At 66.6% G+C, this 25,838-nt stretch carries 27 protein-coding genes; 13 read left to right on the forward strand and 14 right to left on the reverse strand.

Features of this window, described 5'->3' with window-relative positions; genetic code table 11:
- Positions 1–2,637 carry a type I DNA topoisomerase gene (gene topA, locus WDM86_05255; GenBank protein MEI9989428.1) on the reverse strand — a complete coding sequence of 879 codons (2,637 nt, stop codon included), beginning with the start codon at positions 2,635–2,637 and terminating at the stop codon, positions 1–3.
- A 253-nt stretch (positions 2,638–2,890) separates the two neighbouring features.
- On the opposite strand from topA, the gene WDM86_05260 reads away from it, so the two are divergent.
- Entirely contained in the window at positions 2,891–3,085 is a 195-nt protein-coding gene (locus WDM86_05260) for a hypothetical protein (protein ID MEI9989429.1), read from the forward strand.
- On the opposite strand, the gene dprA is transcribed toward WDM86_05260, so the two are convergent.
- The 6 genes from dprA to WDM86_05290 form a co-directional block, all read right to left on the reverse strand.
- Positions 3,067–4,167 carry a DNA-processing protein DprA gene (gene dprA / locus WDM86_05265; protein ID MEI9989430.1) on the reverse strand — a complete coding sequence of 367 codons (1,101 nt, stop codon included), beginning with the start codon at positions 4,165–4,167 and terminating at the stop codon, positions 3,067–3,069. The two genes, WDM86_05260 and dprA, sit on opposite strands and share 19 nt — an antisense overlap.
- The gene (gene plsY, locus WDM86_05270; GenBank protein MEI9989431.1) at positions 4,164–4,784 is read right to left on the reverse strand and encodes a glycerol-3-phosphate 1-O-acyltransferase PlsY; all 621 of its coding nucleotides are present in this window, start codon (positions 4,782–4,784) and stop codon (positions 4,164–4,166) included. The genes dprA and plsY overlap by 4 nt, the downstream gene beginning before the upstream one ends.
- A gap of 221 nt (positions 4,785–5,005) precedes the next feature.
- A complete protein-coding gene (gene pyrC / locus WDM86_05275; protein ID MEI9989432.1) occupies positions 5,006–6,301 on the reverse strand; it encodes a dihydroorotase in 1,296 nt (431 codons plus the stop codon).
- Positions 6,298–7,269 carry an aspartate carbamoyltransferase catalytic subunit gene (locus WDM86_05280; GenBank protein MEI9989433.1) on the reverse strand — a complete coding sequence of 324 codons (972 nt, stop codon included), beginning with the start codon at positions 7,267–7,269 and terminating at the stop codon, positions 6,298–6,300. Before WDM86_05280 ends, pyrC begins: the two co-directional genes overlap by 4 nt.
- A gap of 256 nt (positions 7,270–7,525) precedes the next feature.
- A complete protein-coding gene (gene ruvX, locus WDM86_05285) occupies positions 7,526–7,990 on the reverse strand; it encodes a Holliday junction resolvase RuvX (GenBank protein ID MEI9989434.1) in 465 nt (154 codons plus the stop codon).
- A gap of 148 nt (positions 7,991–8,138) precedes the next feature.
- Positions 8,139–8,531 carry a VOC family protein gene (locus WDM86_05290; GenBank protein ID MEI9989435.1) on the reverse strand — a complete coding sequence of 131 codons (393 nt, stop codon included), beginning with the start codon at positions 8,529–8,531 and terminating at the stop codon, positions 8,139–8,141.
- A gap of 95 nt (positions 8,532–8,626) precedes the next feature.
- Between WDM86_05290 and gatC the strand changes: the two genes are divergently transcribed.
- From gatC to WDM86_05315, 5 genes are all read left to right on the forward strand, one after another.
- On the forward strand, positions 8,627–8,914 hold the full coding sequence (gene gatC, locus WDM86_05295) for an Asp-tRNA(Asn)/Glu-tRNA(Gln) amidotransferase subunit GatC (GenBank protein MEI9989436.1): 288 nt from the start codon (positions 8,627–8,629) through the stop codon (positions 8,912–8,914).
- 3 nt (positions 8,915–8,917) lie between these two features.
- Positions 8,918–9,397, forward strand: a complete 480-nt coding sequence (locus tag WDM86_05300) for a GNAT family N-acetyltransferase (protein MEI9989437.1) — start codon at positions 8,918–8,920, stop codon at positions 9,395–9,397.
- Entirely contained in the window at positions 9,394–10,881 is a 1,488-nt protein-coding gene (gene gatA, locus WDM86_05305) for an Asp-tRNA(Asn)/Glu-tRNA(Gln) amidotransferase subunit GatA (protein MEI9989438.1), read from the forward strand. The genes WDM86_05300 and gatA overlap by 4 nt, the downstream gene beginning before the upstream one ends.
- On the forward strand, positions 10,878–12,371 hold the full coding sequence (gatB, locus tag WDM86_05310; protein ID MEI9989439.1) for an Asp-tRNA(Asn)/Glu-tRNA(Gln) amidotransferase subunit GatB: 1,494 nt from the start codon (positions 10,878–10,880) through the stop codon (positions 12,369–12,371). Before gatA ends, gatB begins: the two co-directional genes overlap by 4 nt.
- An 843-nt stretch (positions 12,372–13,214) precedes the next feature.
- Positions 13,215–13,487 (forward strand): hypothetical protein, encoded by a 273-nt coding sequence (locus WDM86_05315; protein MEI9989440.1) that lies wholly within the window; start codon positions 13,215–13,217, stop codon positions 13,485–13,487.
- A 116-nt stretch (positions 13,488–13,603) separates the two neighbouring features.
- Here the strand turns inward: WDM86_05315 and WDM86_05320 are convergent, their stop codons facing one another.
- Positions 13,604–15,730 (reverse strand): lytic transglycosylase domain-containing protein, encoded by a 2,127-nt coding sequence (locus WDM86_05320; protein MEI9989441.1) that lies wholly within the window; start codon positions 15,728–15,730, stop codon positions 13,604–13,606.
- 176 nt (positions 15,731–15,906) lie between these two features.
- On the opposite strand from WDM86_05320, the gene dapA reads away from it, so the two are divergent.
- The 3 genes from dapA to WDM86_05335 all read left to right on the forward strand — a co-directional run bounded on the left by dapA (position 15,907) and on the right by WDM86_05335 (position 18,243).
- Complete coding sequence (gene dapA / locus WDM86_05325; protein MEI9989442.1) at positions 15,907–16,800, forward strand: 4-hydroxy-tetrahydrodipicolinate synthase; 894 nt, start codon at positions 15,907–15,909, stop codon at positions 16,798–16,800.
- A gap of 166 nt (positions 16,801–16,966) precedes the next feature.
- Entirely contained in the window at positions 16,967–17,440 is a 474-nt protein-coding gene (gene smpB, locus WDM86_05330) for an SsrA-binding protein SmpB (protein MEI9989443.1), read from the forward strand.
- Positions 17,441–17,574: 134 nt separating this feature from the next.
- The gene (locus WDM86_05335; protein ID MEI9989444.1) at positions 17,575–18,243 is read left to right on the forward strand and encodes a sulfite oxidase-like oxidoreductase; all 669 of its coding nucleotides are present in this window, start codon (positions 17,575–17,577) and stop codon (positions 18,241–18,243) included.
- A gap of 28 nt (positions 18,244–18,271) precedes the next feature.
- Here the strand turns inward: WDM86_05335 and WDM86_05340 are convergent, their stop codons facing one another.
- Positions 18,272–18,910: a uracil-DNA glycosylase gene (locus WDM86_05340; protein ID MEI9989445.1), complete on the reverse strand. Its 639-nt coding sequence runs from the start codon at positions 18,908–18,910 to the stop codon at positions 18,272–18,274.
- A gap of 79 nt (positions 18,911–18,989) precedes the next feature.
- Positions 18,990–19,583, reverse strand: coding sequence for an NYN domain-containing protein (locus WDM86_05345; protein MEI9989446.1), 594 nt, complete (start codon positions 19,581–19,583; stop codon positions 18,990–18,992).
- A gap of 101 nt (positions 19,584–19,684) precedes the next feature.
- Between WDM86_05345 and folK the strand changes: the two genes are divergently transcribed.
- Positions 19,685–20,182 (forward strand): 2-amino-4-hydroxy-6-hydroxymethyldihydropteridine diphosphokinase, encoded by a 498-nt coding sequence (folK, locus tag WDM86_05350; protein ID MEI9989447.1) that lies wholly within the window; start codon positions 19,685–19,687, stop codon positions 20,180–20,182.
- On the opposite strand, the gene WDM86_05355 is transcribed toward folK, so the two are convergent.
- Both WDM86_05355 and WDM86_05360 read right to left on the reverse strand, forming a co-directional pair.
- Entirely contained in the window at positions 20,166–20,729 is a 564-nt protein-coding gene (locus WDM86_05355) for a hypothetical protein (protein MEI9989448.1), read from the reverse strand. The two genes, folK and WDM86_05355, sit on opposite strands and share 17 nt — an antisense overlap.
- A 114-nt stretch (positions 20,730–20,843) precedes the next feature.
- On the reverse strand, positions 20,844–21,218 hold the full coding sequence (locus WDM86_05360) for a hypothetical protein (GenBank protein ID MEI9989449.1): 375 nt from the start codon (positions 21,216–21,218) through the stop codon (positions 20,844–20,846).
- Positions 21,219–21,387: 169 nt separating this feature from the next.
- Here WDM86_05360 and WDM86_05365 point away from each other — a divergent pair, with 169 nt between their 5' ends.
- Positions 21,388–21,918 (forward strand): hypothetical protein, encoded by a 531-nt coding sequence (locus WDM86_05365; protein ID MEI9989450.1) that lies wholly within the window; start codon positions 21,388–21,390, stop codon positions 21,916–21,918.
- Positions 21,919–22,087: 169 nt separating this feature from the next.
- Positions 22,088–22,474 carry a DNA-directed RNA polymerase subunit omega gene (gene rpoZ / locus WDM86_05370; protein ID MEI9989451.1) on the forward strand — a complete coding sequence of 129 codons (387 nt, stop codon included), beginning with the start codon at positions 22,088–22,090 and terminating at the stop codon, positions 22,472–22,474.
- Position 22,475: 1 nt separating this feature from the next.
- Here rpoZ and WDM86_05375 read toward each other — a convergent pair whose 3' ends face one another.
- Both WDM86_05375 and WDM86_05380 read right to left on the reverse strand, forming a co-directional pair.
- Positions 22,476–22,979, reverse strand: a complete 504-nt coding sequence (locus tag WDM86_05375; protein ID MEI9989452.1) for a GNAT family N-acetyltransferase — start codon at positions 22,977–22,979, stop codon at positions 22,476–22,478.
- The gene (locus WDM86_05380) at positions 22,980–23,285 is read right to left on the reverse strand and encodes a DUF1778 domain-containing protein (GenBank protein MEI9989453.1); all 306 of its coding nucleotides are present in this window, start codon (positions 23,283–23,285) and stop codon (positions 22,980–22,982) included.
- A gap of 104 nt (positions 23,286–23,389) precedes the next feature.
- Between WDM86_05380 and WDM86_05385 the strand changes: the two genes are divergently transcribed.
- A complete protein-coding gene (locus WDM86_05385; GenBank protein MEI9989454.1) occupies positions 23,390–25,627 on the forward strand; it encodes a bifunctional (p)ppGpp synthetase/guanosine-3',5'-bis(diphosphate) 3'-pyrophosphohydrolase in 2,238 nt (745 codons plus the stop codon).
- Positions 25,628–25,838 lie beyond the last annotated feature (211 nt).

Below are 25,838 nucleotides of genomic sequence, written 5' to 3' on the forward strand. Positions count from 1 at the left end.
CTACTCGCCGGCCACCGGTTCGGGCTTCTTCTTCGCCGGGGCTTTCTTCTTGGGCGCCGCCGGCTTTTCGGCCTTGGCCTTCGGCTCCTTCTTAGCCTTCGCTTCCTTCTTCGGCTTGGCGGCGGCGCGGGTAGGCTTCTTCTTCTTGCCGCCACCTTTGGCGGCACGATCATTGATCAGCGCCAGCGCCTGTTCCAGCGTGATGGCCTCGGCATTGTCGGCATCGGGCACCGTCGCGTTGACCGAACCGTCGGTGACGTAAGGCCCATAGCGGCCCTTCATCAATTTGATCTCCGTGCCCGACGAATCCTTGCCCAGTTCCTTCAGCGCCTGCGGCCCGCGCCGCACGCGCGGATTGGCCTTCTTCTCCGCGATCAGATCGACGGCGCGGTTGAGCCCGACGGTGAACACGTCCTCCGGCGATTCCAACGACGCGTACATTCCATCATGCGCGACGTAAGGCCCGAAGCGGCCGAAATTCGCGGTGATCGGCTTGCCCGACTCCGGGTGCAGCCCGACCTCGCGCGGCAGCGCCAGCAGCTTGAGCGCATAGGGCAGGTCGACGTTTTCGACTTCCGTCCCCTTCGGAATGCCGGAGCGCTTCGGCTCCTTGCCTTCGCCGAGCTGGACGTAGGGCCCGAAGCGGCCGCTGCGCAGCGACACCTTCTCGCCGGTCTCGGGATCGAGCCCGAGTTCGCGCGGCTGTGCCGCCGCCGCCGCCTCGTTGCTCTGGCCGAGCTGGCGGGTGAAGCGGCACTCCGGATAGTTCGAACAGCCGACGAAGGCGCCGAACCGTCCGAGCTTCAAGCTCAGCTCGCCCTTGCCGCAGCTCGGGCAGACGCGCGGGTTCGATCCGTCGGCATTGGGCGGGAAGATATGCGGCCCCAGGATCGCGTTCATCTCGTCGATGACGTTCTTGATCTTGAGGTCCTTGGTGCCGCCCACGGCCGCCGAGAAGTCGCGCCAGAAATCGCGCAGCAACTGCTTCCAGTCGAGCTCGCCGGCCGAAACCTCGTCGAGCTGTTCTTCCAGGTCGGCGGTGAAGCCGTATTCGACATAGCGCGGGAAATAGGTGGCGAGGAACGCCGTCACCAGCCGCCCCTTGTCGTCGGGATAGAACCGCCCGCGGTCCAGCCGCACGTAAGTGCGGTCGCGCAGCACGGACAGGATCGTGGCATAGGTCGAAGGCCGGCCGATGCCGAGCTCCTCCAGCTTGCGCACCAGGCTCGCTTCGGAATAGCGCGGCGGCGGCTCGGTGAAGTGCTGCGCAGAGGCGACGTTCTCGACCTTCGCCGGTTCGCCAGCCGCGACCTTGGGAAGACGCGACCCATCCTCGTCGGACTCGTCATCCTTGCCTTCCTGGTAGAGCGTCAGGAAGCCGTCGAACAGCGTCACCGTGCCGGTGGCGCGCAGCATGATCTTCTTGTCGGCGCTGGCGACGTCGACCGTGGTGCGCTCCAACTCGGCGCTTTCCATCTGGCTGGCGATGGCGCGCTTCCAGATCAGCTCGTAGAGCTTGGCCGCGTCGCCATCGATGTATTTGCTCACCGCTTCCGGCGTGCGCTCGAACAGGGTCGGGCGGATCGCCTCATGCGCTTCCTGCGCATTCTTCGCCTTGGACGTGTAGAGCCGCGGCGTGCTCGGCACATATTTCTGGCCATAGCGCGAACCGATGGTCGCGCGCGCTTCCGCGATCGCCTCGGGCACCATCACGATGCCGTCGGTGCGCATATAGGTGATGAGGCCCACGGTCTCGCCGCCGATGTCCACGCCTTCGTACAGCCCCTGCGCGATCTGCATCGTGCGCTTGGCGCCGAAGCCGAGCTTGCGCGAGGCCTCCTGCTGCAAGGTCGAGGTGATGAACGGCGGGGCAGGGTGGCGCTTGACCGGCTTGCTCTCGACGCTGTCGATGGTGAAGCTTTGCGCGTTGATCGCCGCGACCGCCGCGCTCGCCTCGGCTTCGGCCTTCAGCGATAGCTTGTCGAGCTTCTCGCCATTGAGCTGGGTCAGCCGCGCCTTGAACGTGCCGTTCGGCACCAGCACGTCGGCGTCGATGCTCCAATATTCCTGCGCCTTGAAGGCCTCGATCTCGACCTCGCGGTCCACCACCAGGCGCAGCGCCACCGACTGCACCCGCCCCGCCGAGCGCGCGCCCGGCAGCTTGCGCCACAGCACCGGCGACAGGGTGAACCCGACCAGATAGTCGAGCGCCCGGCGCGCCATATAGGCGTCGACCAGTTCGGCGTTGATCTCGCGCGGATGGGCGATGGCTTCCAGGATGGCGGACTTGGTCACCGCGTTGAACGCGACGCGCTCCACCTTGGCGTGGCCGAGCGCCTTCTTCTGCTTGAGCACCTCCAGCACATGCCAGGAGATCGCCTCGCCCTCGCGGTCCGGATCGGTGGCGAGGATCAGCTTGTCGGCGCCCTTCACGGCGTCGGCGATATCCTTGATCCGCTTGGCGGCCCGCTCGTCGACCTCCCAGATCATGGAGAAGTCGTCGTCCGGCTTGACCGAGCCGTCCTTGGAGGGGAGGTCGCGGATATGCCCGAAGCTGGCCAGGACCTTGTAGTCCGAGCCGAGGTATTTGTTGATCGACTTAACCTTGCCCGGGGATTCGACGACGACGACGTTCATGAGATCGGGGGTACTCGGCTTGTTCGCCCGGCTGATTTAGCGCCGGATCGTGAAAAACGTGCCAAATCGGGGTCCGGCCCCGAAAGGCGGCGGGACACTGATAGGAGCGGGAGACGAGTGTCAACGCCGAAGGGCCCGACGGGATGAAACTAAAGGTTGCACAGGCGCGATATTTCGCTATTTACTACACTTCAGGTTGTACACCTTCGGCGGCGCCTCCTGCCTCCGCTCCGCCAGCGGAACGCGCGATCCCATGGTTTCCTACGCAAGGGGCGGCGGCCTGCCTCCCACCCCCGTCAGCCCGGAAGACTCGGCGCGCTACACCCGCGAAATGCTTGAATCGCTTCGGAAAATCGCCGTCAACCAGGGCCAGGGCCTGCTTGCTCATCTGCTCGGCCTGGCCGCCGTCGAGGCCAAGCATCTGAGCGATCAGGCCCAGGACACCTGATTGCCGGCATGGCGGACGATCCGGCCCGCCAGCTCCATTTCCAGCAAAATCGTGAGAATCACCGCCACCGGCGCCCCGCAGACCCGCACCAGCTCGTCCACCGGGACCGGCGCCGGCCCCAGCGCCTCCTCGACTCGGGCCCGGATCTTGTCGGCCTCGGCCTCGCTCGCGACACCCGGCGGCACGGGTTCCCCGCGGCCCGGCTCGCGCAAGTCGTGGCCCAGGATCGGGCGCAGTCCGGCCAGCACATCCTCGGCGCTTTCGGTCAGCGTCGCGCCCTCGCGCAACAGGCGGTTGGCGCCCTTGGCGCGCGGATCGAGCGGCGAGCCCGGCACCGCGAAAATCTCGCGGCCCTGTTCCAGCGCGAAATTCGCGGTGATCAGCGAGCCCGATCCTTCCGCCGCCTCCACCACCACGACGCCGCGCGCGAGACCCGAGATGATGCGGTTGCGGCGCGGGAAGTGGCGCGCCTGCGGCGTCTGGCCGAGCGGCATTTCCGACACGACGCAGCCCTGCGCGCGGATGGACTCGTACAGCTTCGCGTTCTCCGGCGGATAGATATTGTCGACGCCGCCCGCGACCACGGCGCAGGTGCCGCTGTCGAGCGCGCCCTCATGCGCCGCCGCGTCGATCCCGCGCGCCAGCCCCGACACGACGACAAGGCCGGCCTTGCCGAGGTCGCGCGCCAGCGTGCTCGCAAGTTTGCGCCCCAGCGCCGAGGCGTTGCGCGCGCCAACGATGGCGATCGCCTCGCGCCCGAGCAGCGTCGCGTGGCCGAGCACGGAGATGATCGGCGGCGGCGGCTCCGCGGCGGCAAGGCCGCGCGGGAAATCGCTCTCGCCGCTCGCGATCATCCGTCCGCCGAGCTTCGCCAGCGCCGCGATCTCGCGCGCCGCCTCGTCGGCGCTCGGCGTCCGCAGCGTGTCGCCGCCGCCGCGCCGGACGAGGCGCGGGATTTCCTTCAGCGCCTCGCTCGCACTGCCGAAGCGCGCGATGAGCTGTGCGAAGGTGACGGGCCCGACATTCTGGGTGCGCGACAGCCTGAGCCACGCCACGCGTTCCGCATCGGAAAGCGCCGTCACGCCGGCTTGCTTTGGCCGACCCGCGGCTCCTCGCCGCGCGACAGGCGGCGGATGTTTTGCGCATGCACGATGAAGACCAGCACCGCCAGCAGCACGGCCAGCACCGCCTCGTGCACCCGGCCGAACAGCGCCATGTAGACCGGCGTGAACACGGCGGCGACCAGCGCCGACAGCGAAGAGATGCGGAACAGCGCGAGCATCACGCCCCAGGTCGCGAAGGCCAGCAGGGCCGCCGGCCAGTAGAGCGCGAGCAGGATGCCGAGCGAAACCGCCACGCCCTTGCCGCCCCGAAAGCCGAGCCACACCGGGAAGAGATGGCCGAGGAACGCGCCGAACGCCGCGAACAGCGCCGCGTCGGGACCGTACCACTGGCGCATGATGAGCACCGCGACCGCGCCTTTCAGCGCGTCCCACAGCAGCGTCAGCCCCGCCGCCATGTAATTGCCGGTGCGCAGCACATTGGTCGCGCCGATGCTTCCGGAACCGATCTTGCGGACATCGCCTTCGCCGAAGATGAAGCTGAAGATGAGACCGAACGGGATCGATCCCAGAAGATAGCCGAACCCCAGCGCGATCGCGGCGCCTGTCCAGGTGGCGGTGAGGAAGGGGAGGGGCATGGGAGACGGCTACCGAAATGGCGTGCGAGGACAGTATCTCAACTATGTTTCATCTGAAACGCCAGTTGGATGCATTTGCCATTTTGCTTTCCTCCCCCGCGTTTGCGGGGGAGGGGGACCGCGAAGCGGTGGAGGGGGCGGCCACGCGTTCCGCTGTCCGCGCTGGCCCCCTCCGCCTCGCTGCGCTCGGCACCTCCGCCGCAAACGCGGGGGAGGAAAGTTCAGCGCTTCCTCTCGAACACGCAAACCCCGCCGACGAACGTCTTTACCGCCCGCCCATGAAACCGCCGCCCCTCGAACGGCGTATTCCGCGCGCGGCTTTTCAGCTCCGCCTCCCGCACCGTGAACGGCTCGTCGGGATCGATCAGCACCAGGTCGGCCGGCGCGCCCTTGGCCAGCGTGCCCGCGTTCAGCCCGAAGATCCGCGCCGGCGACGCCGTCAGCGCCTTCAGGACATGCGAAAGATGCGCCCGCCCGTCGTGATGCAGCCCGAGCGCCACCGGCAGCAGCGTCTCCAATCCGATCGCGCCGAACGCGGCCTGCGCGAAAGTCTGGCGCTTGGTGTCGGCGGCCTGCGGATCGTGGCTCGACACCACGATGTCGATCAGCCCCGACGCCACGCCTTCCACCATCGCCGCGCGGTCGGCCTCCGAGCGCAGCGGCGGCTTCACCTTCATGAAGGTGAGGTACGATCCGACATCCAATTCGTTCAGCGCCAGGTGATGCGCCGCGACCCCGCAGGTCACCGCCACGCCGCGTTCCTTCGCCGCCGCGATGGCGTCCAGCGCCGCGCGCGTCGAGATCTGGCCGAAGTGATAGCGCGCGCCCGTCATCTCCACGAGGCGGATGTCGCGCTCGACGACGATCGCCTCGGCCGCCGACGGCGCCGCGGGCAGGCCGAGCCGCATGGCGAACTCGCCCTCGGTCACGGCGGCGCCTTCGGTGAGGTCGGGGTCTTCGGCATGGCCGACGATCAGCGCCCCGAAGGTCGAGGCATAGGCCAGCGCGCGGCGCAGCACGCGTGCGTTGGAGATCGTGCGGTCGCCGTCGGTGAACGCCACCGCGCCGGCCTCTTTCAGGAGGCCGATCTCGGTCATGGTCTCGCCGCCGAGGCCCTTGGTCAACGCCGCCATCGGCGCCACGCGCACCTTCGCGGTCGCCGCGGCGCGCCGCAGGATGAAATCGACCAGCGAGGGCTCGTCGATCACCGGCTCGGTGTTGGGCATGACGACGATGGTCGTGATGCCGCCCGCCGCCGCCGCCTGGCTCGCCGATTCCAGCGTCTCGCGATATTCGCTGCCCGGCTCGCCGGTGAAGACGCGCGCGTCGATCAGGCCGGGCGCCAGCACCAGGCCCTTGGCGTCGATCACTTCGGGATCGTTCGGCTCGGCATCGTTGAACAGGCGCGGCCCGACATCGGCGATGCGCCCGTTCTCGACCAGAAGGCCGCCCTTCACGTCCAGCCCGCTCGCCGGATCGATCAGCCGCGCATTGCGGAAGGCGATGCGTTTGGTCATGGCGCGTTGCGCCCTTCGATGGCGAGGCCCCGCGACAGCGCGTCGAGCACCGCCATGCGGATGGCGACGCCCATCTCGACCTGTTCCTGGATGACGCTGACCTCGATGTCGTCGGCGACGGCGGAGTCGATCTCGACGCCGCGGTTCATCGGCCCCGGATGCATGACCAGCGCGCCAGGCTTGGCGGCTTTCAGCTTCTCGTGGTCCAGGCCATAGAAGCGGAAATATTCCCGCGTCGAGGGCACGAAGGCGCCCGACATCCGCTCCAGTTGCAGCCGCAGCATCATCACGATATCGGCGCCGGCAAGGCCCTGGCGCATGTCGTGGAAGATCTCGACGCCGAAGCGGTCGGCGTCACTGGGCAGCAGCGTGCGGGGCGCGATCAATCGCACCCGCGCGCCCATCTTGAGCAGAAGATGGATGTTGGAGCGCGCCACCCGCGAATGCAGCACGTCGCCGCAGATCGCCACGATCAGCCCCTCGAACGCGCCGCGCCGGCGGCGGATCGTCAGCGCATCGAGCAGCGCCTGGGTCGGATGTTCGTGCGAACCGTCGCCCGCGTTCACCACGCAGCAATCAAGCTTGCGTGAAAGCAGCTCCGCCGCGCCGGAATCCTGATGCCGCACCACGAGGATGTCGGGCCGCATGGCGTTCAGCGTCGTCGCGGTATCGATCAGCGTCTCGCCCTTGGAGACCGACGAGGTCTTGACGCTCATGTTCATGACATCGGCGCCGAGCCTTTTGCCGGCCAGCTCGAACGAGCTCTGGGTGCGGGTGGAGGATTCGAAGAACAGGTTGATCAGGGTGCGGCCCTTGAGCAGATCCGTCTTCTTCTTGGCGCCGCGATTGAGCGCGGCATAGGTGTCGCCCAGATCGAGCAGGGCGCCGATCTCGGACACCGAAAGGTGCTCGATGCCAAGCAGATGGCTGGATTTGAGGAGAGGTTCGGCGGCGGCCGGGCTGGTCATCAAAGATCGGTGTATAGGGTTGCGGGCGCGAGGGGGCAAGATGGTCGCCGAGATTGTTGTGGAGCGACGGCCGAAATCGGCAAGTGGTCGATTAATCCCAAGCTGTCATGGCCCGCGACTGCGGGCCACCCAGGTGATCTCCGTTCAAATCCCTCCATTTGGGCGAAGAGGCCATTCAAATTTTAGATTGTCGCGCGCTTCAACTGGGTGGCCCGCAGTCGCGGGCCATGACACCGGGTTGGTGCGGGAGCAACTCCTAAAGCCGCCGCAACCGTTCCAGCGCCCCTTGCAGGATGTACGCCGCCGCCATTTTGTCCACCACCTCGCCGCGCCGCCGGCGCGAGGCGTCGGCGTCGAGCAGCGTCCGCGTCACCGCCGCGGTCGACAGCCGCTCGTCCCACAGCAGCACCGGCAGCGGCGAGCGGGCCGCGAAATTCCGCGCGAAGGCCCGCGCCGATTGCGCAGCTGGCCCGTCGGTTCCGTCCATGTTGAGCGGCAGCCCGACCACCAGCCCGCCGGCGCCCTGTTCGGCGGCGATCTTCTCGATCCTGGCGGCATCGGCGGAGAACTTGCCGCGCTTCAGCGTCTCCATCGGCGTCGCCACGGTGAGCAGCGTGTCCGACAGCGCGATCCCGATGGTCTTCTCGCCGAGGTCGAGCCCGATCAGCCGGGCGCGCGGGGGGAGGGCAGGTCGCAACGCTTCGATGGCGACGATGGCCATGTTTACCTCTCCCGCTTGCGGGAGAGGTCGGAAATGCGAAGCATTTCCGGGTGAGGGCCTGACCGCCGCGAGCACCCCCTCACCCGAAATTCGCTGCGCGAATTTCGACCTCTCCCGCAAGCGGGAGAGGTTGTCGGCGCCGACCCCCTCACCGCTGCCCGATCTCGATCCGGTTTCCCGCCGGATCGCGCACAAAGAACCGCGCCAGCCCCTCGGCCACGCTCTCCTCCTCGATCGCCACGCCGGCCCGCAGTACCGCCGCCTTCGCCGCCGCCAAATCCTCGGTCAGGAAACAGATATGCCGCTTGCTCTTGGGCCCCGCCGGCGGAGGCCGGCCTTCGAATGACTCCTCCGGATCGACCCCGACATGCATCTGCAGCGCTCCCACCTGGAACCACGCCCCGCCGCGCGCCTTCAGCGCCGGCGGCTTCTCCAGTTCGGGAAAGGCGAACACCTCGCGATAGAAGGCCAGGCACTGCGCCTCCAGCGCGCGCGGCACGGCGATCTGGACGTGATCGATCCCGGTGATTCCGAGCGGCATGGCCGTCACGCGCCTCTTGCGGCTTCACGATCCTTGCCAGTCCGCCCCCCGGTTGCTAGCAAGAACCTCGGTTTCTCAAGCCTATAGGCCGCCCCATGACCGTCGGCAAGGACGACGTTCGCAAGATCGCAAAGCTCGCCCGGCTCGCCCTCGACGAGAGCCGCGTCGCCCCCATGGTCGACGAGCTGAACGGCATTTTCACCTGGGTCGAGCAGCTCAACGAGGTGAATGTCGAGGGCGTGCCGCCGCTGACCAGCGTGGTCGAGCAGACCCTGAAGATGCGCGACGACGTCGTGACCGACGGCGGCGCCGCCGACGCGCTGATGGCCAATGCGCCCGAGGGCGTCGATCATTTCTTCGTCGTGCCGAAGGTGGTGGAGTAGGCCATGGCCGTCACCATCGCGGTCGAGAGCCCGCTTGCCGACGACATCCGCGCCCTGATCGCCGCGCTGAACGCGACGCTGCTGGAGCTCACCCCGCCCGAGCACTGCTACCACATGACGGTGGACGAGATGGCGCTGCCGCACACCACCGTCTTCGTCGCGCGCGAGAACGGCGCCGCCATCGCCTGCGGCGCGCTGCGCCGGCACGGCGGCGGCATCGCCGAGGTCAAGCGGATGTACACCGTCCCCGCCGCCCAGGGCCGCGGCATCGGCGGCCAGATCCTCGGCCGCATCGAAGACCTCGCGCGCCGCGAAGGCGTCAGCCGCCTGGTGCTCGAAACCGGCGACCGCCATCCCGCCGCCTGGCGCGTCTATGAGCGCGGCGGTTTCAACCGCTGCGGCGCCGTGCTGGATTATCCGGACAGCAAATGGTCCGTCTTTTACGAGAAGGCGCTCGCCAACCGCGAGCAGTCCGTCGCATGAGCAATCTCACCGATTTCACCCTCGCCGAGGCGCGCGACGCCGTTCACGCGCGAAAAGTCTCTTCGAAGGAATTGACCACCGCCTTCGTCAAGGCGGTCGCCGACGCGCGGCCGCTCAACGCCTTCGTAACCGAGACGCCGGAACGCGCCCTGGAGATGGCCATCGCCTCCGACGTGCGCATCGCCCATGGCGACATCCGCCCGCTCGAAGGCCTGCCGCTCGCGATCAAGGACCTGTTCTGCACCAAGGGCGTGCGCACCACGGCGGGCAGCCGCATCCTCTCCTCCTTCGTGCCGCCCTACGAATCCACCGTGACGCAGAACCTGTGGGATGCCGGCGCGGTGATGCTGGGCAAGACCAATATGGACGAGTTCGCCATGGGCTCGTCCAACGAGACCAGCCATTTCGGCCCGGTGTTCAATCCCTGGCGCGCCCGCAATTCGAACGCCAACCTCGTCCCTGGCGGCTCGTCGGGCGGCTCGGCGGCGGCGGTTGCCGCCAATCTCTGCCTCGCCGCCACCGGCACCGACACCGGCGGATCGATCCGCCAGCCCGCCGCCGTCACCGGCACGGTCGGCATCAAGCCGACCTATGGCCGCTGCTCGCGCTTCGGCATCGTCGCCTTCGCCTCCTCGCTCGACCAGGCCGGCCCGATGACCCGCACCGTCCGCGACGCCGCGATCCTGCTGAAGCACATGGCGAGCGTGGACCCCAAGGATTCCACCAGCGTCGACCGCCCGGTTCCGGACTACGAGGCCGGCCTCGAAGCCGGCGTGAAGGGCCTGCGCGTCGGCATCCCGAAGGAATACCGCATCGCCGGCGCCCCGCCCGAGATCGAGGCGATGTGGACCAGGGGCGCCCAGTGGCTGAAAGAGCAGGGCGCCGAGATCGTGGAGGTCTCGCTCCCCCACACCAAATACGCGCTCCCCACTTATTATATAGTGGCCCCGGCGGAGGCCTCCTCGAACCTCGCCCGCTATGACGGGGTGCGCTTCGGCCACCGGGCGGCAGGCGCCCGGGACATCGTGGACCTCTATGAGAAAAGCCGTGCCGAAGGCTTTGGCAAGGAGGTCCAGCGCCGCATCCTGATCGGCACCCATGTGCTGTCGAGCGGCTATTACGACGCCTATTACGCCCGCGCCCAGAAGCTGCGCACCCTGATCCTGCGCGACTTCACGCAGGCCTATGAGAAGTGCGACGTGCTGCTGACGCCCGCCACCCCCGGCCCGGCCTTCGGTGTCGGCGAGAAGACCGCCGATCCGGTCGAGATGTACCTGAACGACGTCTTCACCGTGACGGTGAACCTCGCCGGCCTTCCCGGCATCGCGGTGCCCGCCGGCCTGACCGCCAACGGCCTGCCGCTCGGCCTTCAGCTCATCGGCAAGGCGTTCGACGAGGCGACGCTGTTCCGCGCCGCCCGTGCCATCGAACTCGCCTCCGGCTTCGATACCAAACCCGCGCATTGGTGGAGGGCCGCGGCATGAGCGCGACGATCCTCAAGGGCACGACCGGCGATTGGGAGATCGTCATCGGCATGGAGGTCCATGCCCAGATCCTCTCGGAGTCCAAGCTGTTCTCCGGCGCCGCCACCGCGTTCGGCGCCGCGCCCAACAGCCAGGTCTCCTTCATCGACGCCGGCATGCCCGGCATGCTGCCGGTGATCAACAGGAAATGCGTCGAGCAGGCGGTGCGCACCGGCCTTGGCCTCAAGGCGCAGATCAATCTCACCAGCGTGTTCGACCGCAAGAACTATTTCTATCCCGACCTGCCGGCCGGCTATCAGATCAGCCAGTACAAGAGCCCGATCGTCGGCGAGGGCGAGATCCTGCTCGACATGAAGGACGGCGAAACGATCCGCGTCGGCATCGAGCGCCTCCACATGGAGCAGGACGCCGGCAAGAGCCTGCACGACCAGCATCCCGACCATTCCTATGTCGATCTCAACCGCGCCGGCGTGGCGCTGATGGAGATCGTGTCCAAGCCGCATATGCGCTCGGGCGAGGAGGCGTCGGCGTTCCTCAGGAAATTGCGCGCCATCGTCCGTTATCTCGGCACCTGCGACGGCAATATGGACGAAGGTTCCATGCGCGCCGATGTCAACGTCTCGGTGTGCCGCGTCGGCGGCTATGAAAAGTTCCGCGCCGACGGCAGCTTCAAGCACCTGGGCACGCGCTGCGAGATCAAGAACGTCAACTCGATGCGCTTCGTGGCGCAGGCGGTGGACTACGAAGCGCGCCGCCAGGTCGATCTGATCGAGGACGGCGGCACCGTCGTCCAGGAAACCCGCCTCTACGACGCCCGCGAGGGCAAGACGCGCTCCATGCGTTCCAAGGAAGAGGCGCATGATTACAGGTACTTCCCCGATCCCGACCTCTTGCCGCTGGTGCTGGAGCAGGCCTTCGTCGATGCGATTCAGAAATCGCTGCCGGAACTTCCCGACGAGAAGAAGGCGCGGCTGATCGCGGCCGGTCTTTCGCCCTACGACGCCTCCGTCCTCGTCGCCGAGAAGGAGAATGTCGACTATTTCGAGGAGATGCTCGCCGCCGGGGCCGAGACCAAGGCCGCCGCCAACTGGCTCAACAACGAATATTTCGGCCGCCTCAACAAGGCCGGCGCCTCCATCGCCGAAGGTCCGGTGAGCGCCAAGGCCAACGCCGCCATCGTGAAGATGGTCGCCGCGAGCACGATCAGCGGCAAGATCGCGAAGGATGTTCTCGACATCCTGTGGACCGAAGGCGGCGATCCGGAACAGATCGTCGAGGCGCGAGGCCTGAAACAGGTCACCGACACGAGCGCGATCGAGAAGGCCGTCGACGCCGTCATCGCCGCCAACCCCGACAAGGTCGAAGAGGTGAAGGCGAAACCGAAGATGGCGGGGTGGTTCGCCGGTCAGGTGCAGAAGCAGCTCGGCGGCAAGGCGAACCCGCAAGCGGTCAACGCGGTCCTCAAGCAGCGACTCCAACTGCCCGACTAGAGACGCGATGCGCGGAAATTCGCGCGCGCGCGAATCCGAATCACTTCGAGCTTCGGCGGTGATTCGCACAATTTCGCGAAATCGGGCTTGACGCGCGGAAAATCGCGGTCCAAATATCCGTGTACGGATCGATCAATTTAAGCCAATGAAACCGGGGGTTTTATGAACTTTGCGTGAATCGCTCGATTCATGCAACACCCGCACGTATTGCAATTGAAAATGCAACCCACTCATATTGCTGACGTTTTGGGGGGTGATGCGAATCATCCGACCTGAACGAAACGTTAGAGGAGTTGCATCTCATGCCGAAGGCAAAGAAGAAGAAGGTCGTGAAGAAGAAGGCCAAGAAGGTGAAGAAGAAGAAGTAAGCGGCGTTGATCAGGTCAACGCTGTCGTTATCGGAGCGGACGGTCGACTGACCGTTCCTCCGCCAGCGAGGCAAGGCCGCGGCTCGGATGCCTTGAACATTCGCCGCGGCCCAGCCCGCTCTCCAAGCCGCCCCTCGGGGCGTTTTTTTTTATACCTCTCCCGCGGGAGCGGGGTCCGTAGCAGCCGCGTACGGACGCGGAGCGAAGCGGAGCAGGAGGTCGAACGGCGCGAAGCGACGTTCGGGTGGGGGCAAGCCGGCCGCAGGACAATTCCCTCACCCGGCTCGCTGCGCTCGCCGACCTCTCCCGCAAGCGGGAGAGGTTATTCCGTCCGTACACGGACCAAGCCGCCTAGGGAGTTAACCGTATATTAAAGTCAGGGTTAATCGCGTTAACCGTGGCTTAGCTTCTCCTGCGCAACCATCGGGAGCGCGCGAGGGGCGTCTTCCTCGCAACCGAGGAGATGAAACGTGTCATGGCATGCATAGACGTCGATGCCCTGTCGCAGTTCGAGACCGAAGCCAGAACCGGCCGGCCGGACGCGATGTACAATCTGGGGCTGGCCTATTCCACCGGGCAGGGGGTCGAGGTCGACTTCATCTCCGCCCACAAATGGTTCAACCTGGCGGCCCTGAAGGGCAGCGACGAGGCCAAGTCCTGGCGCGCCTCCATCGCCCGCGAGATGAACACCAGCCAGATCGCCGAGGCCCAGCGCCTCGCCCGGGAATGGCTGTCGGTTTTCCGCTGAACGACCCGGCGCGGCAGCGCCGCATTTGGCACGCGGAGCCGCGGAGAACGCGGAGTTCTTTATGAATCTCCGCGTTCTCCGCGGCTCCGCGCGAGTCCAATCTTCCCGCGAAGACGCTATCCGGGATAAGGCGAAATCACCTTCACCGCCGGCGCGTTCGGCGCATACAGATCGATCAGGATGCGCGTCTGCACGTCGCGCCCCGCCAGCCGGCCGCGATAGATCTGCGAATTCTCCAGCACCCGCATCACATAGTTCCGCGTCTCGTTGAACGGGATCGTCTCGATCCAGTCGATCGGATCGACGCTCGGGCTGCGCGGATCGCCGCTCGTGGCGATCCATTTCTTCACATTGCCCGGCCCCGCATTGTACGCCGCGATGGCGAGCACCAGCGAGCCGCCGAAATCGCTCACATCGCCCGCGAACTCGGTCATGCCGAGCTGGATGCTGTAACTGGGCACCAGAAGGTCGTTCGGCCGGAAGGGAATGCCCGCCCGTGCCGCCGCCGCCCGCGCCGAGGCCGGCATCATCTGCATGATCCCGCGCGCCCCCGCATGGCTCACCGCGTCGGGATCGAACTCGGTCTCCTGGCGGATCAGCCCCAGCACATAGGCCGGCTCGGGCGCCGTGCCCGCGCCCGGAAAGGGCGGCAGCGGGATGACCGGATGGGTGAAGGCGAGGAACGTCGTGCCGGTATAGCTCGCGGTCTTCGCAACGCGGACCGCGACTTCGCGGAAGCCCAGATCGGTCAGGGTCTGCGCCAGATATTTCACCCGCTTGGGTTCGGGATGCAGCTCCTGGTCGCGCAGCGCGAAGATGCGCACGAAATTCACCTGTCCGAGATCGGCCAGCACGCGGATCGGCCGCGACAGGGGATCCTTCTCGAAATCGTCGGCCGCGTCCCGCGCGTCCAGCGCGAGATCGTTGACATGCAGCACCGGCGTCGCATCGATCCGCGCCAGCGCGATCTGGCCGTAGAAGCTCTCCGGCACCTGCGCCGCCAGCTTGTACTGGGCATAGGCGTCCGCCGCATTGCCCTGCGCCTCGAAGCAGCGGCCCTTCCAATAGCGCGCCCGCGCCAGGCTGATCGGCCGCGACACGCCGGCCTCCAGCTTCTTGAAATGCATCAGCGCCACCGACGGCCGGCTCAGGTGGCGCAGCGCGATCCATCCCGCGAGGAACTCGGACTCGGAGAACTCCGTCCCGCTCGACAGCCCGGTATCGTCGATCACGTCATAGGCGCTCCTGTAATTGCCGCTCGTCACCAGCCCGCGCACCACGAGGTTCGCCTCGGTCCACCAGCGCGTGGGATGCGCCATGGCGAAGGCCTTCAGCGGCCCGCGCTGCAACAGCGCCGCCGCCGCCGCGTTGTCGCCCGCGCGCCGCGCCGCCCGCGCTCGGTCGAACAAAAGGTCCGGATCGCCCGCGAGGCCGGCGGGCAGGGCGGCGGCCAGCCGCTCCCCCACTGCCCGGCTGCTGCGCAAGGCGAGCCGCGCCCGCCCCAGCTTCTGCACGTCGTCCTCGACCCGAGACAGCTCGCGCTCAGCCGCCGCCGTCTCGTCGCGCGAGATCAGGCTGGAGAGCCGCGCCCGGTCGATGTCGGGCGTCAGGATCCCGCCGTCCCGGCGCACGATGGCGAGTTCCTGGTCCGGCTGGAATTCGCCGACGATCCAGCCCTTCTGCACCAGGTCGCGCCCGGCCGAGGTCCGCCCCGCCGCGATCATCGCATCGCCCAGCCGCACCATGCCCATGCCGGTGACCGGATTGCGCCCGCCATACCAGGCGATCACCGCCTGCGGCGCCATCGCCGGATCCATCGCCGCCTCGGCGCGGGCCAGCAGCGTGTCGTGCAGCGGCCAGTCCGGATTGGTCTTCGCGAAGCCGTCGATGTCGGAAAACCCCGCGCCGCTGGTCTTGTCCAAGAGATAGCGCCAGGTAACGAGCCGCGTCGCGGTCGCGTCATGGCCCTGCATCGCGAGGCCGCGCGCCGCCGTCCAGTCGCCGCGGTCGGCCGCGTCGAAGGCGCGGCTGTAGACATCGTGGTCGCCGGCGCTCAGCACATGCACCGGGCTGGGATGGCGCTCGCGGTCGGGCGTGAAGCCGGCATCGGTCGAGCCGTCCGGGATGGGCTGCATCATGATGACGTTGCCCATCTGCGTCAGGCCGCCGGGCAGGGCGGTCTGGGCGGCGGCGCCCGCCAGCGACGTTCCGATCACGAACAGGACGGCCCTGGCCAGAGTCATGGGATGAATCGCCTAGGTTGGATGCCGTTCAGGGACCACAGCCATATGGCGAAGTCGAGGCCGGGGCGCACGCATGGAATGCTTTTTACTTTACGCCCGAGGTTCATTAGGAGTTCCCGCCTTGCCGCCGCGGCTGGCGGCCCTGTAGTTTCCCTCGATCAACCCGGCAGGCCGTCATGGCGTTCACGCGCGAAAGCATCAAAGGCTCGATCCCCGCCCTCATCACCCCCATGCGGGGCGGCAAGGTGGACGAGGCCGCGTTCCGCAAGCTGGTGTCCTGGCAGATCGCCGAAGGCAGCCACGGCCTGGTGCCCTGCGGCACGACCGGCGAGTCGCCCACGCTCAGCCATGAAGAGCACATGCGGGTGATCGAGATCTGCGTCGAGGAAGCCAACGGACGCGTGCCGGTGATCGCCGGCGCCGGTTCCAACTCGACGGACGAGGCCATCGCGCTCACCCGCCACGCCAAGGCGGTCGGCGCCGACGCGGTGCTCTCGGTCACCGGCTACTACAACAAGCCGTCGCAGGAGGGCATGTACCGCCATTTCGCGGCGATCGCGGAGGCGGTGGACATCCCGATCCTGCTCTACAACATCCCCGGCCGCGCCATCGTCGACATTTCGGTGGAGACCATGGCCCGCCTCTCCAAGATCGCGAACATCGTCGGCGTGAAGGACGCGACCGCCAATCTGATGCGCCCGACGCGCGAGCGCGCCGCCTGCGGCCTCGACTGGCGCCTGCTCTCGGGCGAGGACGGCACCGCGCTCGGCTACATGGCGCATGGCGGCCATGGCTGCATCTCGGTCACGGCGAACGTGGCGCCGAGGCTCTGCTCGGAGTTCCAGACCGCCTGCATGCAGGGCGCCTTCGAGCGCGCGCTGCAACTCCAGGACCGGCTGATGCCGCTGCACGACGCGATATTCTGCGAGCCCAGCCCCGCGCCGGTGAAATACGCGGCCTCGGTCCTGGGCCTGTGCACCGACGAAGTCCGCCTGCCGCTGGTGGCTGCGACCGATGCCGCGCGGGCCACCGTGAAGGCGGCGCTGGCGAAGGCGGGGATTGCACCCTAACCCCCACTCGGTGTCATCGCCCGCGAATGCGGGCGACCCAGTTGAAATCCACATCGATGGCGCCCATTTGGCTGCGCTCCGTTCTGCGAGTACAGAGTAGGTGTCACCTGGGTGGCCCGTTGATACGCTGTCGCTATCAACTCGCGGGCCATGACAAGAAGAGAACATGGCCAAGAAAAAAGACGACGGCACGAAGATCGTCGCCGACAACAGGAAGGCGCGTTACGCCTACGCCATCGACGAGACGCTCGAGGCGGGGATCATGCTCGTCGGCTCGGAGGTCAAATCGCTGCGCAGCGGCAAGTCGACGATCTCCGAATCCTACGCCCACGCCAAGGACGGCGAGCTGTTCCTGGTCAACGCCTATATCCCCGAATACACCCAGGCCAGCCGCTTCAACCACGAGCCCAAGCGCGCGCGCAAACTGCTGGTGCACAAGCGCGAGGCCGCCAGGCTGGCCGCCGCCATCCAGCGCGAGGGCATGACGCTCATTCCGCTCCGGCTTTATTTCAATCCCAAGGGCATCGCCAAGATCGAGCTCGGCATCGCCAAGGGCAAGAAGCTCCACGACAAGCGCGAGACCGAGAAACAGCGCGACTGGCAGCGCGACAAGGCGCGGCTGATGCGGACGAAGGGATAAATCCTCTCATCGTCATCGCCCGGCTTGTCCGGGCGACCCATTTTTCCTGCAGCACAAGAAAATTGGGTCCCCCGGACCGCGCGAAGGGCGCGGCCGTGGGATGACGGGATCTGGAAATCGTATAAACTTCACGCATGAGCGACGACGAACCCACTCTCCTAGGCAAGATCAAGGACAAGCTCATCCGCTCCAAGCAGGAATGGGCCGCCGAGGGCCGTCTGATCACCGGCCGCCCCGACAGGGGCCATGTGAACCGCCTGCCGCCCGGCCAGAAGGAAGTGAAAAATTGGCCCGTGCTCGACCTCGGCGTGCAGCCCGACGTCAAGCCGGAGAACTGGCGCCTCCAGATCATGGGCCTCGTCGAGAACCCCGTCGCGCTGACGCTGGACCGGTTCAAGGCGCTGCCGCAGGAGGAGGTCGTCAGCGACATCCACTGCGTCACGTCCTGGAGCCGCTACGACAATCACTGGCAGGGCGTCTCCTCGAAGACGCTGCTGGACCTCGTCAAGCCGAAGGCCGACGCCCGCCACATCGTCTTCCACGCCTATGACGGCTACACCACCAACGTGAAGACGGACGTTTTCGCGGACGCCAATGTGCTGCTCGCCCATTCCTGGGAGGGCAAGCCGATCCCGCGCGAGCATGGCGGCCCGGTGCGCGTCGTGGTGCCCGACTGGTATTTCTGGAAGAGCGCCAAATGGGTGACGCGCATCGTCTTCCACGCCGAGGACCGCCCCGGTTTCTGGGAGACCCGCGGCTACAACAACGAAGGCGATCCGTGGAAGGAAGAGCGGTACAGCTAACCTCTCCCGCTTGCGGGAGAGGTTATCGTCACAGCGCGTGCAGCGCCGCGATCTTGGCCTCTTTCACCACCGCGTCGAACATCGCCTCCGTCAGCACGCCGGTGTTCGTGTTGTAGCGCGAGCAGTGATAGCTCGAAATCAGCGCCAGCTTGCCGATCTGGTGCGCCCCGCCATGCTTGAACGGATGCGCCGATTTTTTCGCGCCCAGCGTATCGCACACGCTGTCATGCGCGATTCTGCCCAGCGCCAGGATGGCGCGCAGATGCGGCATCGCTTCGATCAGCGCGATGAGGAACTTGCGGCAAGTCCTGATCTCCGCCGGCAGCGGCTTGTTCTGCGGCGGCACGCAGCGCACCGCGTTGCTGATCGCGCAATGCACCAGCTCGACGCCGTCGTCCGGCCGCCGGTCGTACACGCCCTTCGCCAGATCGTGCTTCAGAAGCGTCGCGTAGAGCAGGTCGCCCGCATAGTCGCCGGTGAACGGCCGCCCCGTCCGGTTGGCGCCATGCAGCCCCGGCGCCAGCCCGACGATCAAGAGGCGCGCCTCGCGGCTGCCGAAGGTCGGCACCGGCGCGTTGAAATAGTCCGGATATTCGCGGCGGTTGTCGGCGCGGAATTCCGCCAGCCGCGGACACAGCGGACAATTCTTCGGCGGTTCGGATGTCATTGGGAGCGATTCCACATCGCCCCAATCTGTCATGGCTCGCGAATACGGGCCATGACAATCGGGCTTGCGTTGGCGACCGCTACGCGGTCTGCGCGTAATGCGGGCTCGAACCGGCCGCGGCGTTCGCTGCCGCCGAGCGCGGGCCGCCTTCGCGCGCGATCTGCGGCTTCAGCTCTTCCAGCTCGATGAAATTGTCGGCCTGGCGGCGCAATTCGTCCGCCGCCATCGGCGGCTGGGTGCGCACCGTGGAGACCACGCTGACGCGCCGTCCCTTCCGCTGCGCCGCTTCCACCAGGCGGCGGAAATCGCCGTCGCCGGAGAAGATCACGATGTGGTCGACCTGCTCGGCCATCTCCATCACGTCGATGGCGAGCTCGATGTCCATGTTGCCCTTCACGCGGCGGCGGCCCTGCGCGTCGGTGAATTCCTTGAGCGGCTTGGTCACCACCGCGAAGCCGTTGTAGTCGAGCCAGTCGACCAGCGGCCGCAGCGGCGAGAACTCCTGATCCTCGGCGACCGCGGTATAATAGAAGGCGCGGACGAGAATCCCCTTGCGCGCGAAAAGCTCGAGAAGGCGCTTATAATCGATGTCGAACTGCAAGCCCTTCGCCGCGCCGTACAGATTGGCGCCGTCGATGAATAGGGCCAGCTTCTCCTGCGGGTAAAACAACATATGTGCTCCTGTTCAAGTAATGGCCGTACCGGCAATAATCCCCCGACCGCCAAATGTTCTTCTACGCCAAGCGGTTTCGTTGGCAAGAGCGGAAAGCGCAAATGATATTGATCGCGCTCGGCGCCAATCTTGAATCGCGCGCCGGAGTTCCGGCGCAAACATTGAACGCGGCGCTCGCGGAGATTGAACAGCGCGGCGCGAAGATCGTCGGCGTTTCGCCTTACTATATCACGCCCGCCTGGCCGGATCCGTCCGATCCTCCCTTCGTCAACGCGGTCGCGCGGGTTGCGAGCGAACTGTCGCCACACGCGCTGATGGCGCTTCTCCACGATACGGAAACGTCGTTCGGCCGCGTCCGTTCCACGCCGAACGCGCCGCGCACGCTCGATCTGGATCTCGTCGATTACGACGGCCGCGTGGACGCGGGCCCGCCGGTGCTGCCGCATCCGCGCATCGCCGAGCGCGCCTTCGTGCTCGTGCCGCTGGCCGATGTCGCGCCCGATTGGATTCATCCCGTCACGGGCAAAAGCGTGACCGAGCTGATCGCCGCCTTGCCCGACGCCGAACGGCGGATCGCGCGGCTTACTTCCCGAACGTAAGCGTGGCGCGGATGCGGTCGAATGCCGAGGTCAGCCTCGCGCGGTCGAACGGCCGGACCGTTCCCGGATCGTAATTCTCGATCGCGGAATAATGGATGAAATATCGCACCGCGAGGCAGGGCGAGGTCGCGTCCAGCACGAAGACCGTCGTCTCGTAGCGATTGCCGGCGCCGGCGTCCTCGCTCGTCGCGACGCTGTAGACGCGGCCGTCGGCATGCAGCGTGTGCGCATTCTCCGCCGGATCGACGAACCGCGCCGGCGTGCAACCGCGGCCGGAGAGGCTCTCGACCGAGAGCTTGGTGTCGCCGCCAAGATTGGTGCCCGCGGTCAGGCTCTGTGGAATCTGGATTGCGACGCCCTTGATCTCGCGGCCGGGTCCGAGCTGGTCGTAGACGTATTGCGTGTCGATCGTCCAATCCGCCGGATAGGCGATGGCATAGCCGAGCGTCCGGTCGGTGTAGTGCTTCGGCGGCGCCGCCAGCGCGGCCGTCGTGCCGGCCAGGAGAACCGCGAACCCGATGGAGGTCAGGACTCTGGCACCGGTCATCGGCGTCGTCTCCCCGCGAGCGCGCCAGCCTATCGCCGCCGCGATGCCGATCCAATGAAAAACCCGGGCGGATGTCCGCCCGGGTCTTTCGACGTTCGACAAAGAAGCGCCTGGCTATTTCCAATGCGCCCAGGTCTTGCCGGTCTTCTGGTTGTAGCTGATCGAGATCTCCGAGATCGTGCACAGGTTGAAATTGCTCCAATGCGCGTCGGTGTCGTCGTCATAGACGACCTTCAGATCCCAATTGCAGCCGCCGGCGTGATGCGGGAAGCGGATCAGGACCGACGAACCGTCGTCGAGCGTGTCCTGGCCCAGCACGTCTTCTTCCCAATCGTTGGTCGAAACGGGAGAGACGTAGACTTCCTTGATCGTGTAGCCGGTGTTGTTCACCAGGTTGAAATTCTGCCGCCCCGCCGCGTCAGCGACCGTCGGAGCAAGCATCGTCAGGCCGGCCACCATGGCGGCGGCCAACATCGTTCTAAAAAACATTAAGTCCCCTTTCTGAGAGCCCCTCAACGGAGCGATAGTGCAGCAAACCCGTCCCGCCAAGCAATGGACGGTGGCCGACCGTTCCAAAATACAACACGACTTGCACGTCCGCCATGCCAAAGGGCACACCGCTGCGGGAACCGCCCGCCGCCAACGACAAGGCATCGTCATGACAAGCCTCACCCCGTTCATCGTTCCGGCGCTGGCGCTCTATTTCATCGTGCGCCGCGGCGCCAAGCCCCAGCGGATCAAGCCGGACCGGCTGTGGATCTTCCCCGGCGTCATCACGCTCCTGGCGCTCGGGGCGATCTGGAGCGGCAAGGCGCCGGGCCTCCTGGACGTCGCGGTTTACGCGGTGGCGATACTGGCCGGCGGCGTGCTCGGCTGGTTCACCACCCAGCATGTCGAGCTGACGCTGGACGATGCGACCGGCACGGTCATGAGCCAGCCGACCTTGTTCGGAACCGTACTGACCGCGGCGGTGTTCGTCGCGCGTTTCGCGCTCGATTTCCTGACCACAGGCGGCAATGGCGGCGGCGTGAAGGCGCTGGCGCAGCAGCACGGCGCGAGCCTCGTGCTGATCGCCAATGCCGGATTGCTGTTCGTGGCGGCGCGCGGCCTGTCGCGCGCCTGGCACATGCTGGCGCGCATCAACCCGCTGCTGGAGCAGCACAAGGCCGCGCAATTGCCGCCGCAATAATTTCCTCCCCCGCGGTTGCGGGGGAGGTGCCGAGCGCAGCGAGGCGGAGGGGGACGCCCCGGCCTTGCTTCGGGCGGCAACAATCTATAGGTTCCGCCGCCTTCTGCCCGGTCCGGCGCCGATTTGCCCCCGCATCTGCGCCTAAGACCTTCGAAAGACAAGGATTTCCATGGCTCGCGTCACCGTTGAAGATTGCGTCGACAAGGTCCCGAACCGCTTCGACCTGGTTCTGATCTCGGCCTACCGCGCCCGCCAGCTCTCGGGCGGCGCCGAGCCTTTGGTCGACCGCGACCGCGACAAGAACCCGGTCGTGGCGCTGCGCGAGATCGCCGCCAAGGAAGTGAAGCCCGACGAGACCAAGGAGGAATATATCAAGTCCCTCCAGAAGCACGCCGATGTCGACGAGCCGGAGGAGGCCCGTCCCGACTCCGACGACCAGCGCGAGGACAGCGCGTCGCGCCAGGTCACCGAGGAAGAATTGCTGCGCGCCCTCACCAGCGAGGCCCAGCGCCGCGCCGAGCCGCAGCCGGAACCCGAAGCGGATTACGAAGAGTAGTTCAGCCGAACAGCGCGGCGATCTCGGCCATCGGCTTGAACAGGCGCCGGCCGGCGCTCGGCAGCGCGGCGAAGCCATAGCGTTCGTAGAACGCCTGCGCCGTGTCGTCCTTCGCGTCGACGACGAAGGCAAAGGACGCGATTTCGCTGCGCAGCGTGCGGGCGAACGCGTCGAACAGAAGCGCTTCGCCGAAGCCGCGCCCGCGAAATCCGCCGTCCACCGCCAGCCGGCCCATCAGCGTCGCGGGCACCAGCGGATAGCGCGGCAGCTTCTTCGCCAGGACCGGCGGCAGTTCGGCGAGCAGGACGCTGGTCGCGGAAAGCGTATAAAAGCCGGCCATTTTGCCGTCTTCGACCGTCAGCACGAAGCAGGACGCGACCCGGCGGCGATTGTCCTGCCCGGCCTGCACCCGAAAATACCGGTCGAGCGCCTCGCTCCCGCAGTGAAACGCGGCGCGGTCGTGCTCCTCGTTCAGCGGCTCGATGCGTTCGGCGGCCTTGGCCACTCAGCCCCCGAACCGCTCCAGATAGCGCTGCGCCGCGGCGCGCAGTTTGCCGTTCGGCTTTTTCGGATTGCTCAGAGCCTCGGCGAAGGCGCGGCTGTCCTGCGCGCTCAGGCGGATGAGCTGGGTCTCCTCGATGGTGCGAACCGCCGCCTCCTGCACGCTGTAGAGCACGAAGTCGGTGAGCGAGCGTCCCTGCAATTCCGCCGCGCGCTGGAAGAGTTCCTTCTGGTCGCGGGATATCCGCGCCTCCAGGCGTTCCTGGCGCGCCGGCTGGGACGGAGTCTTGCGGACGGGAGAACGGGCCATGCGATGTCACCTCGGCGGCGATTGTACGGCAAACGGCCGCACAAAAGAAGACATCCTGCCGCCAGGGATTCCTGATTCGTCGCGGATGCGCCTATATTAAGTTCATGAGTGCACCGACGGCGCCCGAAACCAAGGCCGTGGAGCAGGTTACCCCTGCGCCGGAGCCCGTGCGCACGCCCGCGCCCAAGGGCAAGCGCCGGCTGATGCGCCAGACCGAACTGGTCGACCGCGTCAAGGCCTATGACCCCGACGCCGACGAAGCCCTGCTCAACAAGGCCTATGTCTACGCCATGAAGGCGCACGGCAAGCAGTTCCGCGCCTCGGGCGATCCCTATTTCGCCCACCCGCTCGAAGTCGCCGCCATCCTGACCGACCTCAAGCTCGACGTGGCGACCATCGTCACCGCGCTGCTGCACGACACGATCGAGGACACGCTCGCCACTTATGACGACATCAAGGCCAATTTCGGCGAGGAGATCGCCAACCTGGTCGACGGCGTCACCAAACTGTCCCAACTCGAACTCTTCAGCGAGCGCACCAAGCAGGCGGAGAATTTCCGCAAGCTGATGCTGGCGATCACCTCCGACATCCGCGTCCTCCTGGTCAAGCTGGCCGACCGGCTGCACAACATGCGCACGCTCGGGTTCATCCAGAAGCCGGAGAAGCGCCGCCGCATCGCGCAGGAGACGCAGGACATCTACGCGCCGCTGGCCGGCCGCATCGGCATGCAGAACATGCGCGAGGAGCTCGAAGACCTCGCCTTCGCCGAGCTCAATCCCGACGAGCGCAACTCCATCGTCACGCATCTGAGGCGCCTGGAAGGCGACAGCGGCGACCGCATCGGGCGCATCGCCGACCAGATCAAGCGCAAGCTGGCCGAGCACGGCATCGACGCCTGGGTCTATGGCCGCGCCAAGCGCCCGTTCTCGATCTGGCGCAAGCTGCAGAGCAAGCAGCTCAATTTCGAGGCGCTGTCGGACATTTTCGGCTTCCGCGTCATCGTCAAGAGCGAGGACGATTGCTACCGCGCGCTCGGCGTGCTGCACACCACCTGGCAGATGGTGCCCGACCGCTTCAAGGACTTCATCTCCACGCCCAAGACCAACGGCTACCGCTCGATCCACACCACCGTGATCGGGCCGGAGAAGCAGCGCGTCGAGGTCCAGATCCGCACCCAGGAGATGCACGACATCGCCGAGCGCGGCGTCGCCGCCCATTGGCGCTATCGCGAGCACGTCGCCTCCGAGGGCGACGACCGCGCCTATGGCTGGCTGCGCGACATGGTCGATCTGCTCGAGCGCGACAGCGCCGAGGACTTCCTGGAGAATTCGCGCCTCTCGATGTACCAGGATCAGGTCTTCTGCTTCACGCCGAAGGGCGATCTGATCTCGCTGCCGCGCGGCGCCACCCCGATCGATTTCGCCTATGCGCTGCACACCGATATCGGCAATTCGACGGTCGGCGCCAAGGTCAACGGCGTGCACGTGCCGCTGCACACGCCGCTGCGCAACGGCGACCAGGTCGAGATCATCCGCACCAAGGAGCAGACGCCGTCGCCCTTGTGGGAGCAGTTCGTCGTCACCGGCCGCGCCCGGGGCGAGATCCGCCGCTTCCTGCGCCACGCCCAGCGCGACGAGCATGTGAAGTTCGGCCGCAACATCCTCAAGAAGGTCTTCGCCGACGAGGGCGCCGAGCTGACCGAAAAGGCCATCGTCGACGTCGCCAAGAAGCTGCATGCCAGCAAGGCCGAGGATGTCTATGCCGAGGTCGGGCGCGGCGCCCTGCGCGGCCAGGAAGTGCTCGAAGCGGTGTTCCCCGAACTGAAGAAGGACCCGGAGCGCCGCAAACGCGCCGCCTTCGCCGAGCCCGCCGCCAAGCGGCCGGTCTCGATCCGCGGCATGACGGAGGGCATCTCCTACCGCCTCGGCCAGTGCTGCCATCCCCTGCCGGGCGACCGCATCGTCGGCCTGCGCACGCCGGGGGAGGGGGTTGTGATCCACACCATCGATTGCGCCGAGCTCGAAAAGGCGCAGGATTCGATCGAGGACTGGATCGACGTCTCCTGGGGCCGCCACGCCGCCGAGGGCGGACCCTCGATCGCCCGCGTCGCGGTCAGGGTGAAGAACGCGCCGGGCTCGCTGGCGGCGGTGATGAGCGTGATCGCGCACAATGGCGGCAACATCTTCAACATGAAGGTGACCAACCGGAACCCGCTGTTCTTCGAGTTCACCGTGGACATCGAGGTCCGCGACCTGGCGCACCTGCAAAACATCCTGGGCGCGCTTCGGGTGAACGCGGCGGTGGAGTCGGTCGACCGCGTGCGCGAGCAGGAAAGCGTGTAAGACCGATTCTATTGGGCCAAGAGTCGCGCGCCCTGGACTCGGACTAATTGCCGCGAGCTATACGTGGGACGAAGATGGCTTTGACCTCCGAGTTTGGTAGGAGCTCATATTTGATGTCGACCTCGACACCGGCCAATTCAATGGCGCCCAAATAGGCGCGATAGGAAGTTAGAAGTTCAGTCACGGATTCGGGGCGAACGCCCAGCTCCGA

This window comes from Rhizomicrobium sp., assembly GCA_037200045.1.
In the GTDB taxonomy this organism is placed as follows: domain Bacteria; phylum Pseudomonadota; class Alphaproteobacteria; order Micropepsales; family Micropepsaceae; genus Rhizomicrobium.